The organism is Flavihumibacter petaseus NBRC 106054, assembly GCF_000974785.1.
In the GTDB taxonomy this organism is placed as follows: domain Bacteria; phylum Bacteroidota; class Bacteroidia; order Chitinophagales; family Chitinophagaceae; genus Flavihumibacter; species Flavihumibacter petaseus.
On sequence record NZ_BBWV01000001.1, the window covers coordinates 987,328 to 1,001,973 of the forward strand.

The following is a 14,646-nucleotide window of genomic DNA, read 5'->3' on the forward strand; positions in this document are numbered from 1 at the left end:
TTTCGTAGATCAAATATAATCGGTTTGTCCGATCTACGAAATATTTCGCAAATAACTTTCACATTTTATTGCGAGGCCTTTTCGCGGAGTGCTTCAAAGAGTTCCGGGAACCGGCTGCTGTCCTGTCCGCCTGCCGTAGCCAGGGCTTTCTGGCCGCCCCCTCCGCCTTTGATCAACGGTGCTGCAACCTCTTTGATCAGCTTGCCGGCATCAAGTCCTTTTTCTGTTACCAGCAAATCTGAGAAGGAAATGGCTACATAGGCTTTATCACCAATGGTGGTGGCGAGTACAATCGCCGCCCGGTCCAGCCCGGCTTTCAGGTCAAAACAAAGTTTCTTCAGGGCATCCGGCTGGCTTACTTCCACCGTCGCCGCGAGAAACTGGGTGCCGTTCAGATTTTCCACTTGGGTAAGGAGCTCCTGCTTCAGGCTGTTCAGGGCTTTTTGTTCCAGGGCTTCAAGTTGTTTGCGGAGTTGCTGGTTGTCTGCAACAGCAGACTCGGCAGCTTTGACGATATCAGCAGGATGTTTCAGCACTTCCCGGATTTTGTGAAGCTGCTCCAGTTGGGTACTGATCCAGGTTTCTGCTGCAGTGCCCGCAACCGCTTCAATCCTTCTTACACCGGCAGCCACGGCAGCTTCATGCTTCAGTTTGAAAGTGCCGAGTTCGCCGGTTGCGGACACATGGGTACCGCCGCACAATTCGACACTGTACCGTTTGTCCATTACCACTACCCGCACGATATCTGAATATTTTTCCCCGAAAAGGGCCATGGCGCCAAGCTTCAGCGCATCCTCCTTGGGCATTTCACTGATCTCAACCGGAATATTGCAGCGGATCTTTTCGTTCACGATCGCCTCAATCTGTGCCAGCTCGCTTTCAGTCGGTTTAGAGAAATGAGCGAAGTCAAAACGCAGGTGCTCATCATTCACCAACGATCCCTTCTGCACAACATGATTTCCCAGAACCTGGCGCAATGCCGCATGCAGCAGGTGCGTGGCGGAGTGATGGGCTTCGGTTTTCTTTCTCCTGCTGCCTTCTACTTTGGCAACAACGGGCGCCGTAATATTTACAGGGAGTTTGCTGACGAAATGAACGATCAGGTCATTCTCCTTTTTGGTATCCACCACCTGGATCATTTCACCCATGAAACTGAGGGTACCGGTATCGCCTACCTGACCACCACTTTCAGCATAAAACGGCGTAGCCGCCAGCACCAGCTGGAAGGACTCTTTTCCTTTGGCTTTTACTTTCCGGTAACGGAGTACTTTGGTAGAGATCTCGAGTGAGTCGTATCCCACAAATTCCATCAACTGACCATTTGAAAGAATCACCCAATCTTCAGTATCGATGGCAGTTGCCTGGCGGCTCCTGTCTTTTTGCATCAGCAGTTCCTGGTCGAAGCCCGGCTTGTCGATGGTCACGGCATTCTCAGCAGCGATCAGCATGCTGAGGTCGATCGGAAAACCAAAAGTGTCATATAATTCAAAGGCCGCAGCACCGCTGATGGTCTGGTTGCCATTTTTAGCGGCCTGGATCACATCATCCATTTTGCGCAGCCCTTTATCAAGGGTGCGGAGGAAAGCTTCCTCTTCTTCCCTGATCACTTTGGCAACAAATTCCTGCTGATTGATCAGTTCAGGAAATACGTGTTCAAACTGCTTCGCGAGACCGGGAAGCAACTGATGCAGCAGGGGCTGCTTGTAATCAAGATAAGAATAGTAGTAGCGGACAGCCCGGCGAAGGATGCGGCGGATCACATACCCTGCATCCTTATTGGAGGGTAGCTGACCATCTGCAATGGTGAAGGCAATAGCCCTTATATGGTCTGCCAGAACGCGGAAAGCCACATCACTCTTGCTGTCACCGAAACCATATTGTTTGCCGGTCAGCTGCGCTGTGGTGGCAATTGTTCCGGTGAATATATCTGTATCGTAGTTGGATTGTTTGTTCTGCAGAACCCGGACCAGGCGTTCAAAGCCCATTCCCGTATCAACGTGCTGCGCCGGAAGCGGGGTAAGCGATTTATCCTTCAGGCGGTTGAACTGCATGAATACATTGTTCCAGATCTCGATCACCTGCGGGTGGTCATTGTTCACCAGGGTTTTTCCGTCAACTGCTGCGCGTTCCGTATCTGGCCGGCAATCCACATGGATCTCCGTACAGGGTCCGCAGGGACCGGTGTCACCCATTTCCCAGAAATTGTCCTTTTTACTTCCTGTCAGGATCCTGTCTTCAGCGATCCATTTCTTCCATTCTTCATAAGCCTCTTCATCTTTGGGAAGATGCTCCGCAGCATCGCCTTCAAATACGGTCACATATATGCGATCTTTATCGATCCCCAGAACGGCCGTCAGCAACTCCCAGCTCCACGCGATTGCATCTTTTTTGAAATAGTCGCCGAAGCTCCAGTTGCCGAGCATCTCGAACATGGTATGGTGATAGGTATCCACGCCCACTTCTTCCAGGTCATTGTGCTTGCCACTCACCCGCAGGCATTTCTGTGTGTCAGCCACACGCTTGCTGGGCGGGACGCGGTTTCCAAGGAAAAAATCCTTGAACTGGTTCATTCCGGCATTCGTGAAAAGCAGCGTCGGATCATTCTTCACAACGATCGGTGCAGAGGGCACGATCGTATGTCCTTTAGAAGCAAAAAAATCGAGAAAGCTTTGTCTTATTTCAGCACTCGTGCGCATAAATTCGGAATGATTCTTGGTTATTTTGTTCCTTCCCCCGCTATATTTGTAGCCGCCGGTGAGGTTTGCAAAGCTAAGGAAATGAGGCCGAGCGCCTAAATATGAAAAAAATCAAATATTTCTATAACCCTACTACCCTCCGGTATGAAAAACTGGAAACACCCCTTCGGGTGAAATTACTCCGGGCATTGGGTTTCATCGCTGCAAGCCTCGTTACCGCTTTGATCATCGTCTCCATTGCCTTTCAATACCTCGACAGTCCCAAAGAAAAGATCCTCCGGCAACAATATGAGAAGGCCAGTGAGAACATGGATTTCCTGTCGGGCCAGGTGCGCAAGCTCCAGCAGCAGATGGTGGAGCTGGAGAAGCGGGACAATGAAGTGTACCGGTCCATCTTTGAAGCCAGTCCCATTCCCGACAGCGCAAGGGTGAAGGAAATGGAAAAGCTGAAAGAATTGCAGCTGGTGCAGGCTATGGATGCAGGAGACCTCTATGCGGATATCGTTCATACCCTGAATAACCTGAACAAGCGGGTTGCCTACCAGAACAAGTCTTACGATGACATCGAAGGATTCATTAAAAACAAGGAGATCCTGCTGGCTTGTACACCTGCCATTCAGCCGGTGAGCAACAAGGATCTTAACCGCATCGCCTCGGGGTTCGGTTATCGCATCGATCCTGTTTACAAAACGGTTAAAATGCATGCGGGGCTCGATTTTGCAGCACCCCAGGGCACCCCGATCTACGCCACGGCAAATGGAACAGTAAAACTTGCAGGCAATACCGGCAACGGTTACGGGAATCACGTTGTGGTAAATCATGGCTACGGCTACGAAACCCTGTATGGGCATATGTACCGGGTAAAAGCTGCATCCGGACAAAAGATCAAACGCGGTGAGATCATCGGTTACGTGGGCAGTACAGGTAAATCTACCGGTCCCCACCTCCACTATGAGGTCCACAAAAACGGCAAACGCATTGATCCTGCCTATTTCTTTTTCAATGATCTTACGCCTGAGCAGTACGACCGCCTGCTGAAGATGGCTGCCGCCAGCAACCAGAGTTTTGACTGATCTTCCTCATTTTTTCAACATAGCCAGTTCGGCCGGATTATTGTGGCAAAGCTGGAGTAAATTGTATTGTGAAAAAAGCCCATCAGCAAATCAGCCTGGACTTTGGTTTTGAAGAACCATCGTTACCGGAAGCCGGTTTACCAGAGGATTCACCCCTGGCAAACGGAACGGATAAGGCTGCAGCCGAAGGGATTTCTGTAGACGACGATATCGTTGTGGCTCCGGCAGCAGTTAAGGCTCCGGCAACTACAAAAGCCCCGGCCAGGCTGACCATCACGGACGAAACGACAGTCCTGACCATCCGCAAGAAGCCCGGCAGAAAAGAAAAGGAAAAAGTCTGGAAGTCTGCCACGAACGGCAAAAGAGGAAGAAAATCTTTAAAGGAGATCGCTGCAGAAGCTGACCTTATCGAGATCCCGCCTGATGATATCCTGTTTACCAAACAATATTACAGCATCGGCGATGTGGGCAATATGTTCCGGATGAACCCTTCACTTATCCGAACCTGGAGTAATGAGTTTGAGCAATTGCTTCAGCCCCGTAAAAACAGGAAAGGCGACCGCTTTTTCCGCCCGGAGGACGTGAAGACCCTCCACCTGATCTACCATCTTATCCGCGTAAGAAAGTTTACGCTGGAAGGGGCGAAAGAGCATTTGAAAATGCAGCAAAAGAAAATCCAGAAACAATTTGAAGTGATCCAGGCGCTGCAGCAGTTCAGGGCATTTCTCCTTGAGCTGAAGCAGAATCTCTGAGCCGGCTCAGGAGCGGATTAAGACTTCTTTGACTTCTCCCGCGAGCTCAACCTGCAGCGATTCCAGCAGGCGAAGTATATCCAGGTTGACTGTCTGCTTCAACTGGTTAAAGTCAGCAACAGGAATGATGCCCGTGTAGTATTCCACATGTATAAGAAAAGCATTGCCCGTAATATCACTCAGATAGGTAACATAATTTTCGATTGCCGGATGCGAGAGTATCGATTTGATCCCGGCAATTGCATGATCAAGTTTTACAGAGGATGTCTGGAGGGATATTTCCAGCTTAAGATCAGCGCGGCGGAAGGTGCGCAGCGTCAGGTTATCCATGATGCTGTCTACCATCTGTTTGTTGGGCACCGTCACAAATGTTTTCTGGTCGGTACGGATACGGGTGCTGCGCAGTCCGATCTTTTCTACCGTACCCGTAATGGACTGCACTTTCACCAGGTCACCTACATGGAACGGTTTGTCGAAGAAAATAATGAAGGAGGCGATCAGGTTTTCAAGGCTTTCCCTGGCCGCAAGGGCGAGGGCACCGGCAACGATACTAAGACCGGCGAGATAGGTAGTAATGTTCTTGTTAAATGAAAAACGGATAACCAGCAGTATCCCGATGATCACCAGGATTGCTTTGAAAAAATCCTTGAAGAACACCACCATCTGGTTATCTGCCGTATCGGTTGTCAGGTTTGCCCGTTGCTCCATGAGCATGGCGATAAAATCGATGATGCGGCGCAGGAGCCAGATGAAGATCACGACAAAAACTCCCTTTGCCAGGCCATCGACAATGCGCCGGAAGCTGATGTGATACACCTCGATGTCGAGTATCGCAGGAAAATTAAGGCTGTCGAGGGCCAGCATCGTGAAAGTCACGATCAGGAACAGCTGCATGGGTTGCAGCAGCAGTTCTACAAAGCTCTTCTGATCGATCTTCCAGGAACTATGCCGGATGAGCCGGAAGAGCACCCTTGAAATGGTTCGTGACAGGTATTTTTTGATGGCAAAAACAAAGGCAATAAAAGTCAGGCAGATCAGCCAGCTTCTGATACTATTGCTTAATACTTCATATGACAGCAGGTCATTCATTACTTCGATAAATTGTTAAGCGCATAGATAAAAAGGCTGCCATCCTTCAGGCAATACAGCTTGTCGATGGTGACCTGCATTTTCTGTACACCGGTTAACTGAGCCGGCATGGCAATCTCCTGTAACTGCAAGGCTCCCGGAACATAACTTTCCAGAAGGGTTCCTTTTCTGCCGATCACTTTTTTGCCGATTACCTGGAAGTCGGTCCAGCCCAGCAAGGCAACTTTGTTTCTGACGCTTCCGAAGTAGTCCAGCACAAATAAGCCCTTATTCGGATCATACAGGTATACGAGCCGGTCCGCATCAGCGATCTGTTCGGGGGAAGGAGGATCATCAAAAACATTTCTGAAGTCGACGGTTTCACCTATCACATTTCCATTATCATCGAGTCGTTTCAGTTTTGCATCGATTTCGTCATATACCCATACCCCGTTATCGTAGGATTGTGCCACAGCCTTTGCCTGCAGGATCTGCTGTTTACGCATGTCGATGGTGTTGCGCCTGTTCAGCAGCCGGTCAAGCACTACAACGGTGCCAAAATCACGGTAGAACAAAATCAGCTTGAGCGGATTCGACACGTCCATAGCATAAAGCTTGCCGAAACGGCGGACATCATTGAAGACAGCCACGGAGTCGCCGGTAGCGGAGAGTTTTTTCAGTTCTCCTTTCTGGCTAAGCAGGTAATAGTTGCCGAGGTTATCAATCCGGAAATCAGCCAGGTCTTTTCCCACCACAGATACCAATGGAAAGCTGTCCGTCTGCGCCATTCCGGTAAAGGGAAGCATCAGCAGTATCCATAGAAAATACCTCATGGCTGGTAGTATTTGAGTTCCATGTCCTGCCCGTCAAATACTGCATAGCTGTCATATCGTAACCAGTCGCCGAGGTTGATGTACCTGCTGTTGCCGGGAAGCCGGAAGTCGATGGGCAGGTGGCGGTGACCGAATACAAAGAAATCGTAGTGTTTGGCCTGCAGTACATCTTTACAATAGGTGATCAGCCACTCATTGTCTTCGCCGAGAAAATGTTCGTCCGTCTGACCCGTAGCGGCGCGGCTTTTCCGGCTGAAATAGTTGGCAAGGCCAATACCCCAGGTGGGATGGAGGATTCCGAACAGGAACTGGCTGATGCGGTTGCGGAAAACCTTTTTAATGAATTTGTAGCCGTGGTCGCCCGGGCCAAGTCCGTCGCCGTGACCGATCAGAAAAGATTTTCCATTGAAGCTGAAAGCTTTCTCTTCGTGATAAACGGGGATACTGAGTTCGCGCTCGAAATACCCCTTCATCCACATATCGTGATTTCCTACAAAGAAGTGGATAGCGATACCTTTGTCGGTCAGGTTCGCGAGCTTGCCCAATATGCGTACATAGCCCTTGGGTACAACAGAACGGTATTCGTACCAGAAATCGAAAAGGTCACCAACGATGAAAATGGTTGCAGCATCCTTTTCAATGGTTTCAAGAAAGCGGACAATTTTTTTCTCCCTGGTAAGACTTTGCTGGTAGTCGGGCGCGCCCAGGTGGAAATCAGAAATGAAATATATTTTTTTCCCGGGTTCCAGTAACATGGCAGCAAATATAGTTTACCTCTACGATTTGCCGGAACGGTACTGCAACACATCACCGGAAATGATGCGTGGTTTACCAGTGATATCTCCGCTGAACCAGTAGATCCAGGCACTGGTTGTTTCTCCGGTTTCCGAAAGCGTAACAGCTGTCCGGTCACGACGGTACATCGGTGGTTCATCGTCATCAGGTGTCACACCTTCGTAGTCATCCAGCTGGGCGATCGCCCAATCCATTTCATCTATTTCGCGGATACGGTACAGTTCTCCGACAATCCTTGCGCCGCTTTCTTCAGGGATGGCTGCGGGATACTCGCCCATATCGTACAATCCGCCTGGAACGGTAGCTTCCCCTACGAGTGTGAAATACCTGCGGATATAGTCATATGCCGCATGATTAAAACCCTTTCGCAAGGAGCCGTAAACGAAAAGCTGGTAATCCGGAAGCATATCAAATGATTTTGTTTTTGCCATTTTGGGTCTGATCGCCTGCATCACGCTGCACCAGGAACACATAGACCTCGCCGGGGCCGTGAACACCGACCACCAGGGTTTTTTCAATATCGGCAGTGCGGCTGGGACCGGAAGCGAAGGTGATCAGTGAAGGCAGATTGGCGCCGAATTTTTCCCGCATCGCTTTCAATCCATCCTTTACATCATACACGAGCTGATCGGTATAGGCAATGCAGATGTGAACTGGTGCATATACGCTTGTGGTCCTTCCGCTTTCGGATGCAGAACTCAGCACCAGGGAACCGGTGCGCGCCACCAGGAACTCGCAGGTCGTGATGCTGGCATCGCAATTTCTGAGTTCTGACTGCCCGGTTCCGATCATCACACCATGGATGCCCTGCCGTACGAGGAACTCTTTCAGCACTGATTCCCGGCAATAGATCCTGGACCATTCCAGCTGGCGGATCAGTCCGGCCAGCTGACTAATCATTTCCTTTTCATCCATGCAGTACACGAACTTTCCCTGCAAGGCAGTGAACGCATTGGCGAATACCAGTTCCAGGTCTTCTTCCTGTGGAATGAACACAGACTGGTGGCCTTCACCGGATGGAAATGGAAGAGGCGTTGATTCACTCAACGCCTTCCTTATTTTTTTCAGGATGTTCTCCTTGGATGCAGAAACATTCATATTATGCAATCACCGGCGCATCTTCCACGTCGAGGGTTTTCTTTTCTTCAAAAGGCCTTTTGCCAATGAGCTGTTCTACATCGCTCTGGAACAGCACTTCTTTATCCAGCAGTTTTTCCGCAAGCAATTCTACCTGCTCTTTCTTTTCGCTCAGCAACAACTTTGTACGGTCGTATGCCTGGTCGATCAGTTTGCGAACCTCCTGATCAATCAATTTGGAAGTTTCTTCCGAGTAAGGTTTGGTAAACGAATTCTCCTGCTGGGGATCGTAAAAGCTCACATTACCCACTTTTTCGTTCATGCCATAGATGGTCACCATGCTATAGGCCATCCTGGTGATCTGCTGCAGATCGTTTTGCGCGCCGGTGGAGATCTTACCGAAGAAAATCTCTTCAGAAGCACGTCCACCCAGTGTCATACAGATCTGATCCATCAGCTGATCGGTATTGTACAGGTATTGCTCTTTCGGCGTGTATTGTGCGTATCCCAGGGCCGCTGTACCCCTTGGCACGATCGTCACTTTCAGTAACGGATAAGCATGTTCGAGATACCAGCCACAGATCGCATGACCAGCTTCATGATAGGCAATGATCTTTTTCTCATCAGGAGAAATGATCTTGTTCTTTTTCTCGAGACCTCCGATCACCCGGTCAACGGCATCCTGGAAGTCAGTCATATCAACAGCTTCCTTACCCTTGCGGGCTGCGATCAGGGCAGCTTCGTTACAAACGTTGGCGATATCGGCGCCGGCAAAACCTGGTGTTTGTTCGGCAAGCTTGTGAATATCTACCTGTTCAGAAACCTTGATAGGTTTCAGGTGCACCTTGAAGATGGCTTCGCGTCCTTTTACGTCGGGCTTGTCGATGCTGATCTGGCGGTCGAAACGACCGGGGCGCAACAGGGCGCTGTCCAGCACATCAGGGCGGTTGGTGGCAGCCAGAACGATGATGCCGCTCTCTCCGCTGAAGCCGTCCATTTCCACGAGCAGCTGGTTCAGTGTGCTTTCGCGCTCGTCATTGCTCATGATGGCGTTTTTACCACGTGCACGACCGATCGCATCGATCTCATCGATGAAGATGATACAGGGGGATTTTTCCCTTGCCTGTTTGAACAGGTCGCGAACACGGCTCGCACCAACCCCTACAAACATTTCCACAAAATCGCTGCCGCTGAGGCTGAAGAAGGGCACCTGCGCTTCCCCCGCCATGGCCTTGGCCAGCAGGGTTTTACCTGTACCGGGAGGACCGACCAGCAATGCCCCTTTCGGAATTTTACCACCGAGGTTGGTGTATTTCTTCGGGTTCTTGAGGAAATCAACAATTTCCATTACTTCCACCTTGGCTTCGTCGAGGCCGGCTACATCGTTGAACGTGATATTCACTTTGGTACCCTTGTCGAACAGCTGGGCTTTGGATTTACCGATGTTGAAAATTCCACCGGGTCCGGCACCGCCGCCGGCACCACCACCCATTTTACGCATCAGCAATACCCAGATGAGTACGATGATGAAAATCGGTAGCACGAACTGGAAAATCGGCGCAAGCCAGTCTCCTTCCGTGTCGTCAATCCGGGGCACTTCCTTTACCTGTGGATTCTTGTTATAGAAATCGCGGAGATCATCAGTGAAAATCTCCGGTTTTGCTATGGTAAATTCGAACTGGGGGCCTTTTTCGGTATTCGCATTGATACCTTTTGGCATTTTGTTCTGGTAGTATTCCTTTTTGAGTGCTTCGGGCTTAATGAATACTCTTACGAGATTCTTATTACTGATCAGCACTATTTTCTCAACGTCCCCGTTGCTGAGCATTTCCTTTTTGAATTCATCAAAATTGATGCGGCGGGCGTCGGGTGCGAAGCTGCTGAACAGGTTGAAACCGAGCAGGATCACCGCCAGTGCTCCCCAGATCCAATAAATATTGAAACGGGGGCCTTTGCGGGGTTCGTTGCCGTTTCCATCGGGCCTGGGTCTCATCCGGTTAAATCCTCCCCTTTCGTTTGGTTTAAAATCTTCCTGTGACATATTTGTTTAGACTATAAAGAATTACTAATGCTTATAAGGCCGCTTTGTTCGAAAACAGGCATTTATTGTTAAGAATGGTGCTCGGTCATGGGGGCATCGCTCCACATTTCTTCCAGCCGGTAGAATTTACGGGTTTCCGGAAGCATCACATGAACAACAACATTCACGTAGTCGATCAATACCCACTGCGCTGCCTGCTGACCTTCGTGGCGGTAGGGCAATTCTCCCAAAGCCGCCTTGACTTCCACTTCTACGGCATCTGCAATCGCCTTTACCTGCGTGGTAGAACTGGCCTGGCAGATGATGAAAAAGTCTGCTACAGCTTCATGGATTTTACGGAGATCGAGCGATAGTATGTTTTCGCCTTTCTTGTCCTGGATGGCCTTTATGATGGATTTGAGGATCTTGGCATTTTTGGTCAATCTGGTCACACTATTTCGTTGACGCGCGGCTAAAGCTGACAATGGTTCCAATAAACTTTCTTTTTTGTGTTCAATATAAACAGGATGCGTTGGATGGGAACAGGCTACGGCCCTTGTCAAATTAAGGAAATTCCTACATTCGCCCCGATCAAAAATAGTAATCTTTTGGCCAAACATTCACACGGTCTTCCCATAGGTCATTCCCTTCACATACTGGAATCTGTTGATAGCTCCAACAACTATGCCATGGGCCAGGCAAAAACAGGCCAGGCAACACACGGGGAGGGATTTTTCGCCCTGGAACAGACTGCCGGCAAAGGACAAAGGGGCAAGCGGTGGAGCAGCCGGCCGGGGGAAAATATCATGGTCAGCTTTGTGCTGGAAACCACGTCCCTCCCCGCTCCTGCAATGTTTACCCTCAATATGGCACTTGCCCTGGGCATCTGCGACTGGTTCCGCTCGATCGCCGGAGATGAAACTTCCATTAAATGGCCCAACGATATCTATTGGCGTGACAGAAAGGCAGGAGGACTACTGGTTGAAAACAGCTGGGTTGGAGACATATGGCAATTTGCCATAGCCGGCATGGGCATCAATGTAAATCAGTCGGCATTCGGCAGCGACCTTCCCAATGCCGTCAGTGCCCGCCAGATTAGCGGCCGGCATTTTGATGTTTTACAGGAAACACGGGCGCTCGCCAGCGCACTCGAGCATCGCTGGGCCGCCCTGAAAGCAGGCGATTTCCATGGAATTCTGGATGCTTACAATAAAGCCCTGTATAAACTGGGGGAAGTGGTGACACTGCGAAGGGAAAACGTCGTTTTCCAGACCCGGGTGACCGGTGTCAATGCGCAGGGGGAGTTACTTTGTGCTGATGCCGTGGAGCGGACATTCCCGTCGGGAACGGTGGAATGGATGCTTTAAGCTGATGTTTGCCCGGCACAAAAACATAGCTATCCAGGTTCACATCCCACTCTGCAGCACGGGCTTCTACCTCAAACCGGTTTTTCTGGTAACCTACACGGAAAGATTCCACCATGTATTGCCATAAGAAATTGAGAAATCCCAGCTGCCTGAATTGGCGGATGTGAGCCAGTTCATGCCGCAGCCAGCGCCGGTTTCCCAGGAACTCTTCGCAGGTAGTATTGTGCAGGTGGATCGTCTTTCCCAATACCATCGCCATCTTCTCAGAGCGAAGCCATTTTGCAGCCACACGGGCCCAGAAAGAATTTTCCCTGATCCTGTATTTCACCCTATCAAGTTACAATCTTTTGCCTGTTCAGCTAAGCTGACTTTGTTTTACGGCCTGCAGAATTTCTTCCGCATGGGCTTTATTTTTCGGACGCAGAAAAATGCGCAGGATGCGGCCATCGGGCCCGATCAGGAAAGTAGTGCGATGCAACCCCATGTACGTTCGTCCATACAGCTGTTTTTGTCCCCAGACGCCATAACGATCGATGATATCGTGCGCGGTGTCAGGCAGGAGCCTCATGGGAAGTGCATGCTTGTCTTTGAATTTGAGGTGGCTGTCTGCAGAATCGGGACTTACACCAAGCACTTCAATGTTGCTGGATCGCAGTACGGCATAATGATCGCGCAGGTTACATGCCTGAACGGTACAGGTTGGCGTAAGGTCTTGCGGGTAAAAGAACAGCGCAAGGAATTTTCCCTTGTAATCTTTTAAAGACACTTTTACGCCATCCTGGTCAGTTCCTTTAAAATCCGGGGCTTTATCCCCTGCCTGAAGTGTTATCATCTCGTGAAGGAAAAAGTTTTTTCTGTCCGGTTTCCGGCAGCATCAAATGCAATGATGGTCAATTGGTGTTTGCCGGGCCGGCACCTTTCATCAAAGCGATATTCAAAATTACGCGCTTTATCATTGGTAAACCTGATCCATGCGCCGTCGAGAAGTGTTCTGGTCATTTTGTATGCACCAAGGTTATCACTAACGGAGAACAACAGCCGCTGTGCTTTGGAAAGGTTGCCATTGTCTGCCCAGCCAACGGGGTGGATTTCCGGCGGGGTTGTATCTACTACCAACTGAAAACTTCCGAAATCCCTGAATCTGGCCATTGCCCAATCCTTGTTCCAGGTAACCGGGGAAACATCTTTTTTAGTACCGGCAAATCTTTGCATCACTACTTTGCCCTGCAGACCAGGAGCGATCGCTGCTGACGGCCTGATCCTGACCAGTATGGAATCCTGCAGCGGGATAGTGGTTGATCCGAACTGATGAACCGCTGACACCACCTGGGGCAGTGCCGATGGCTGACTTTTACAGGTCAGCGACACCGAATCGTACAGCGCTTTCTCCCCAACCACGAATTCAGCTTCCGGCGATTCATAAACACCCACCATCAGTGGATAAAATCTTTGTCCCGCAGCCGGAACTGCAGGAATTCCCTTTCCATCGTACCGCACGGAAGTCTGCAGCGTGGACGTATTGCCATAGGCATCTTTCACATCAATCCTGATGGGATGACTTAACCCGTCGGACAGATCGATGACCCCATCACCTGAAAATTGCGTGTATATGGAACGGATGTAACCCGGCAGTTCACTCAGGTGCTGCAGGTAGGGACCACCTGCGGCCTTTGTCCGGTAGTCGATATGCGCATTCAGGTAGCGGGTTGCGTCGTAACCGATATTATCCATCCTGAAGCCGATCACCGGTTTATTGTCTTTCCAGAGGGATGCTTCAAATATTCCGTTTGCATTGGTGGACCCGTCATGGGTGTCATAGGCCGTGATGGCAAAGCTGACGAGGGGACTTGAAACGGTAATCGGAGCGGCTGTCCACTCCCCTGCTCCTTTGGCGGCTAAACCAATCAGCCGTGGCGATTGTTCATATGTTGACACCCGGCGGTCATAAACGGCCAAACGTAAAATGGAGGGTCTTGTGTGGTCCTGGAGCGGAAAACCGAACAACATTGGATTCAGGTTGACATCATCGGTAGTCCTCCGGATCTCAAAGTGAACGTGAGGAGCCTGAGAGCCGCCGGTGTTGCCACTGTAAGCGATCAGATCTCCCTTTTTTAACGGAAATTTTTCCGGAGGTACCTGGATATAGAGTTCCCAGCTTTCGTGTTCATATTGCTGGCTGGTTACCCAGGCTTCCAGTGCAGGAGCGAAGTTGTTGAGGTGACAGTACACTGTTGTGTAGCCGTTCGGATGAGTGATATAGATCGCACGGCCGAACCCGAATGGCTCAATCTTGATCCGGGAAATATATCCTTCTGCAGCGGCGTATACCGGCAGGTTCTCCCGCCGGAGGGTTTTCAGATCGAGCCCCATGTGGTAGTGGTTGGGACGAAGTTCCCCGAAATTCCCGCTCAGGTCGATAGGTACTTCCAGCGGTGAACGAAAATATCCTTTCGGATAATCGGTTGGGGAGAATTGGGAAAATGCGGCGACAGGAAAAAAAAGAAAGAGAAAAATCAGGCGGAACATGCGACTCAATTGATTGAAAGCAAATATAAGTTGTTTAAACAACTTGTTAAATGAAGCTTACTCCTGGCAGTCGGGTACAAGATTTGTAAAATATGGAACAGCGTTTGTTATTGGTTCAGTGTCTAAGACAATAAGGCCATTATACAGTAGCAATAATTTGTAAACGAGAAATCAGCGTGGTTATGAAAAGATTTCAACAAAAAGTGGTGGTTTTGCTGGCGGTAGTGATCAGTTCAGTGATCGGAGCGATTAAGGGACAGGAAGCCAAGCAGAAATGGATGTTCAGAATTTTGAGCAAACAGGACGAACGACAGTCCCGTGCGGTCAGAAAATCTGATGCGAGAGAAGGGAAGGTATTGCTGGATGATATTGAAATGGCGGCTTATCACAATAGTTAGTCCCACAAGATAATCCTGACAAGGCCTTCACCGCGGTGAAG

Annotated in this window: 15 protein-coding genes; 4 read left to right on the plus strand and 11 right to left on the minus strand. The window is 49.8% G+C overall.

Annotation, left to right across the window (positions count from 1 at the left end; genetic code table 11):
- Positions 1 to 65 precede the first annotated feature (65 nt).
- Positions 66 to 2,696: an alanine--tRNA ligase gene (gene alaS / locus FPE01S_RS04245; protein ID WP_046367609.1), complete on the minus strand. Its 2,631-nt coding sequence runs from the start codon at positions 2,694 to 2,696 to the stop codon at positions 66 to 68.
- Positions 2,697 to 2,797: 101 nt separating this feature from the next.
- Here alaS and FPE01S_RS04250 point away from each other — a divergent pair, with 101 nt between their 5' ends.
- Positions 2,798 to 3,769 carry a M23 family metallopeptidase gene (locus FPE01S_RS04250; protein WP_046367610.1) on the plus strand — a complete coding sequence of 324 codons (972 nt, stop codon included), beginning with the start codon at positions 2,798 to 2,800 and terminating at the stop codon, positions 3,767 to 3,769.
- A 68-nt stretch (positions 3,770 to 3,837) separates the two neighbouring features.
- Complete coding sequence (locus tag FPE01S_RS25815; protein ID WP_245623936.1) at positions 3,838 to 4,521, plus strand: MerR family transcriptional regulator; 684 nt, start codon at positions 3,838 to 3,840, stop codon at positions 4,519 to 4,521.
- 6 nt (positions 4,522 to 4,527) lie between these two features.
- On the opposite strand, the gene FPE01S_RS04260 is transcribed toward FPE01S_RS25815, so the two are convergent.
- The 7 genes from FPE01S_RS04260 to rsfS form a co-directional block, all read right to left on the minus strand.
- Positions 4,528 to 5,610, minus strand: a complete 1,083-nt coding sequence (locus FPE01S_RS04260; protein WP_046367611.1) for a mechanosensitive ion channel family protein — start codon at positions 5,608 to 5,610, stop codon at positions 4,528 to 4,530.
- Complete coding sequence (locus tag FPE01S_RS04265; RefSeq protein WP_157473893.1) at positions 5,610 to 6,422, minus strand: hypothetical protein; 813 nt, start codon at positions 6,420 to 6,422, stop codon at positions 5,610 to 5,612. The genes FPE01S_RS04260 and FPE01S_RS04265 overlap by 1 nt, the downstream gene beginning before the upstream one ends.
- Positions 6,419 to 7,177: a UDP-2,3-diacylglucosamine diphosphatase gene (locus FPE01S_RS04270; RefSeq protein ID WP_046367613.1), complete on the minus strand. Its 759-nt coding sequence runs from the start codon at positions 7,175 to 7,177 to the stop codon at positions 6,419 to 6,421. The genes FPE01S_RS04265 and FPE01S_RS04270 overlap by 4 nt, the downstream gene beginning before the upstream one ends.
- A gap of 21 nt (positions 7,178 to 7,198) precedes the next feature.
- Positions 7,199 to 7,648 (minus strand): gamma-glutamylcyclotransferase family protein, encoded by a 450-nt coding sequence (locus FPE01S_RS04275; protein WP_245623937.1) that lies wholly within the window; start codon positions 7,646 to 7,648, stop codon positions 7,199 to 7,201.
- A complete protein-coding gene (locus FPE01S_RS04280; RefSeq protein ID WP_046367615.1) occupies positions 7,626 to 8,315 on the minus strand; it encodes a LutC/YkgG family protein in 690 nt (229 codons plus the stop codon). Before FPE01S_RS04280 ends, FPE01S_RS04275 begins: the two co-directional genes overlap by 23 nt.
- A gap of 1 nt (position 8,316) precedes the next feature.
- Entirely contained in the window at positions 8,317 to 10,335 is a 2,019-nt protein-coding gene (gene ftsH, locus FPE01S_RS04285) for an ATP-dependent zinc metalloprotease FtsH (RefSeq protein ID WP_052955499.1), read from the minus strand.
- A 68-nt stretch (positions 10,336 to 10,403) separates the two neighbouring features.
- Positions 10,404 to 10,766 (minus strand): ribosome silencing factor, encoded by a 363-nt coding sequence (rsfS, locus tag FPE01S_RS04290; protein WP_245623938.1) that lies wholly within the window; start codon positions 10,764 to 10,766, stop codon positions 10,404 to 10,406.
- Positions 10,767 to 10,922: 156 nt separating this feature from the next.
- Here rsfS and FPE01S_RS04295 point away from each other — a divergent pair, with 156 nt between their 5' ends.
- Positions 10,923 to 11,681 carry a biotin--[acetyl-CoA-carboxylase] ligase gene (locus FPE01S_RS04295; RefSeq protein ID WP_072053973.1) on the plus strand — a complete coding sequence of 253 codons (759 nt, stop codon included), beginning with the start codon at positions 10,923 to 10,925 and terminating at the stop codon, positions 11,679 to 11,681.
- On the opposite strand, the gene FPE01S_RS25610 is transcribed toward FPE01S_RS04295, so the two are convergent.
- Genes FPE01S_RS25610 through FPE01S_RS04305 form a run of 3 tightly spaced genes read right to left on the minus strand, consistent with a single transcriptional unit; the run spans position 11,602 to position 14,207 of the window.
- Entirely contained in the window at positions 11,602 to 12,009 is a 408-nt protein-coding gene (locus FPE01S_RS25610; protein ID WP_174446978.1) for a DUF4157 domain-containing protein, read from the minus strand. The genes FPE01S_RS04295 and FPE01S_RS25610 overlap by 80 nt on opposite strands.
- 27 nt (positions 12,010 to 12,036) lie before the next feature.
- Entirely contained in the window at positions 12,037 to 12,513 is a 477-nt protein-coding gene (gene bcp / locus FPE01S_RS04300; protein WP_046367617.1) for a thioredoxin-dependent thiol peroxidase, read from the minus strand.
- Positions 12,510 to 14,207, minus strand: a complete 1,698-nt coding sequence (locus FPE01S_RS04305; RefSeq protein WP_052955501.1) for a M23 family metallopeptidase — start codon at positions 14,205 to 14,207, stop codon at positions 12,510 to 12,512. Before FPE01S_RS04305 ends, bcp begins: the two co-directional genes overlap by 4 nt.
- A gap of 182 nt (positions 14,208 to 14,389) precedes the next feature.
- Between FPE01S_RS04305 and FPE01S_RS04310 the strand changes: the two genes are divergently transcribed.
- Complete coding sequence (locus FPE01S_RS04310; protein ID WP_046367618.1) at positions 14,390 to 14,605, plus strand: hypothetical protein; 216 nt, start codon at positions 14,390 to 14,392, stop codon at positions 14,603 to 14,605.
- The last annotated feature ends 41 nt before the right edge of the window (positions 14,606 to 14,646 follow it).

Excerpts from the sequence above, each read along its gene's own strand:
- FPE01S_RS04260 (WP_046367611.1), bottom strand. The coding sequence starts at position 5,610 with ATGAATGACCTGCTGTCATATGAAGTATTAAGCAATAGTATCAGAAGC.
- bcp (WP_046367617.1), bottom strand. The coding sequence starts at position 12,513 with ATGATAACACTTCAGGCAGGGGATAAAGCCCCGGATTTTAAAGGAACT.
- FPE01S_RS04270 (WP_046367613.1), bottom strand. The coding sequence starts at position 7,177 with ATGTTACTGGAACCCGGGAAAAAAATATATTTCATTTCTGATTTCCAC.
- FPE01S_RS04265 (WP_157473893.1), bottom strand. The coding sequence starts at position 6,422 with ATGAGGTATTTTCTATGGATACTGCTGATGCTTCCCTTTACCGGAATG.
- FPE01S_RS04310 (WP_046367618.1), top strand. The coding sequence starts at position 14,390 with ATGAAAAGATTTCAACAAAAAGTGGTGGTTTTGCTGGCGGTAGTGATC.
- FPE01S_RS04275 (WP_245623937.1), bottom strand. The coding sequence starts at position 7,648 with ATGGCAAAAACAAAATCATTTGATATGCTTCCGGATTACCAGCTTTTC.
- alaS (WP_046367609.1), bottom strand. The coding sequence starts at position 2,696 with ATGCGCACGAGTGCTGAAATAAGACAAAGCTTTCTCGATTTTTTTGCT.
- ftsH (WP_052955499.1), bottom strand. The coding sequence starts at position 10,335 with ATGTCACAGGAAGATTTTAAACCAAACGAAAGGGGAGGATTTAACCGG.
- FPE01S_RS04305 (WP_052955501.1), bottom strand. The coding sequence starts at position 14,207 with ATGTTCCGCCTGATTTTTCTCTTTCTTTTTTTTCCTGTCGCCGCATTT.
- FPE01S_RS04250 (WP_046367610.1), top strand. The coding sequence starts at position 2,798 with ATGAAAAAAATCAAATATTTCTATAACCCTACTACCCTCCGGTATGAA.
- FPE01S_RS04280 (WP_046367615.1), bottom strand. The coding sequence starts at position 8,315 with ATGAATGTTTCTGCATCCAAGGAGAACATCCTGAAAAAAATAAGGAAG.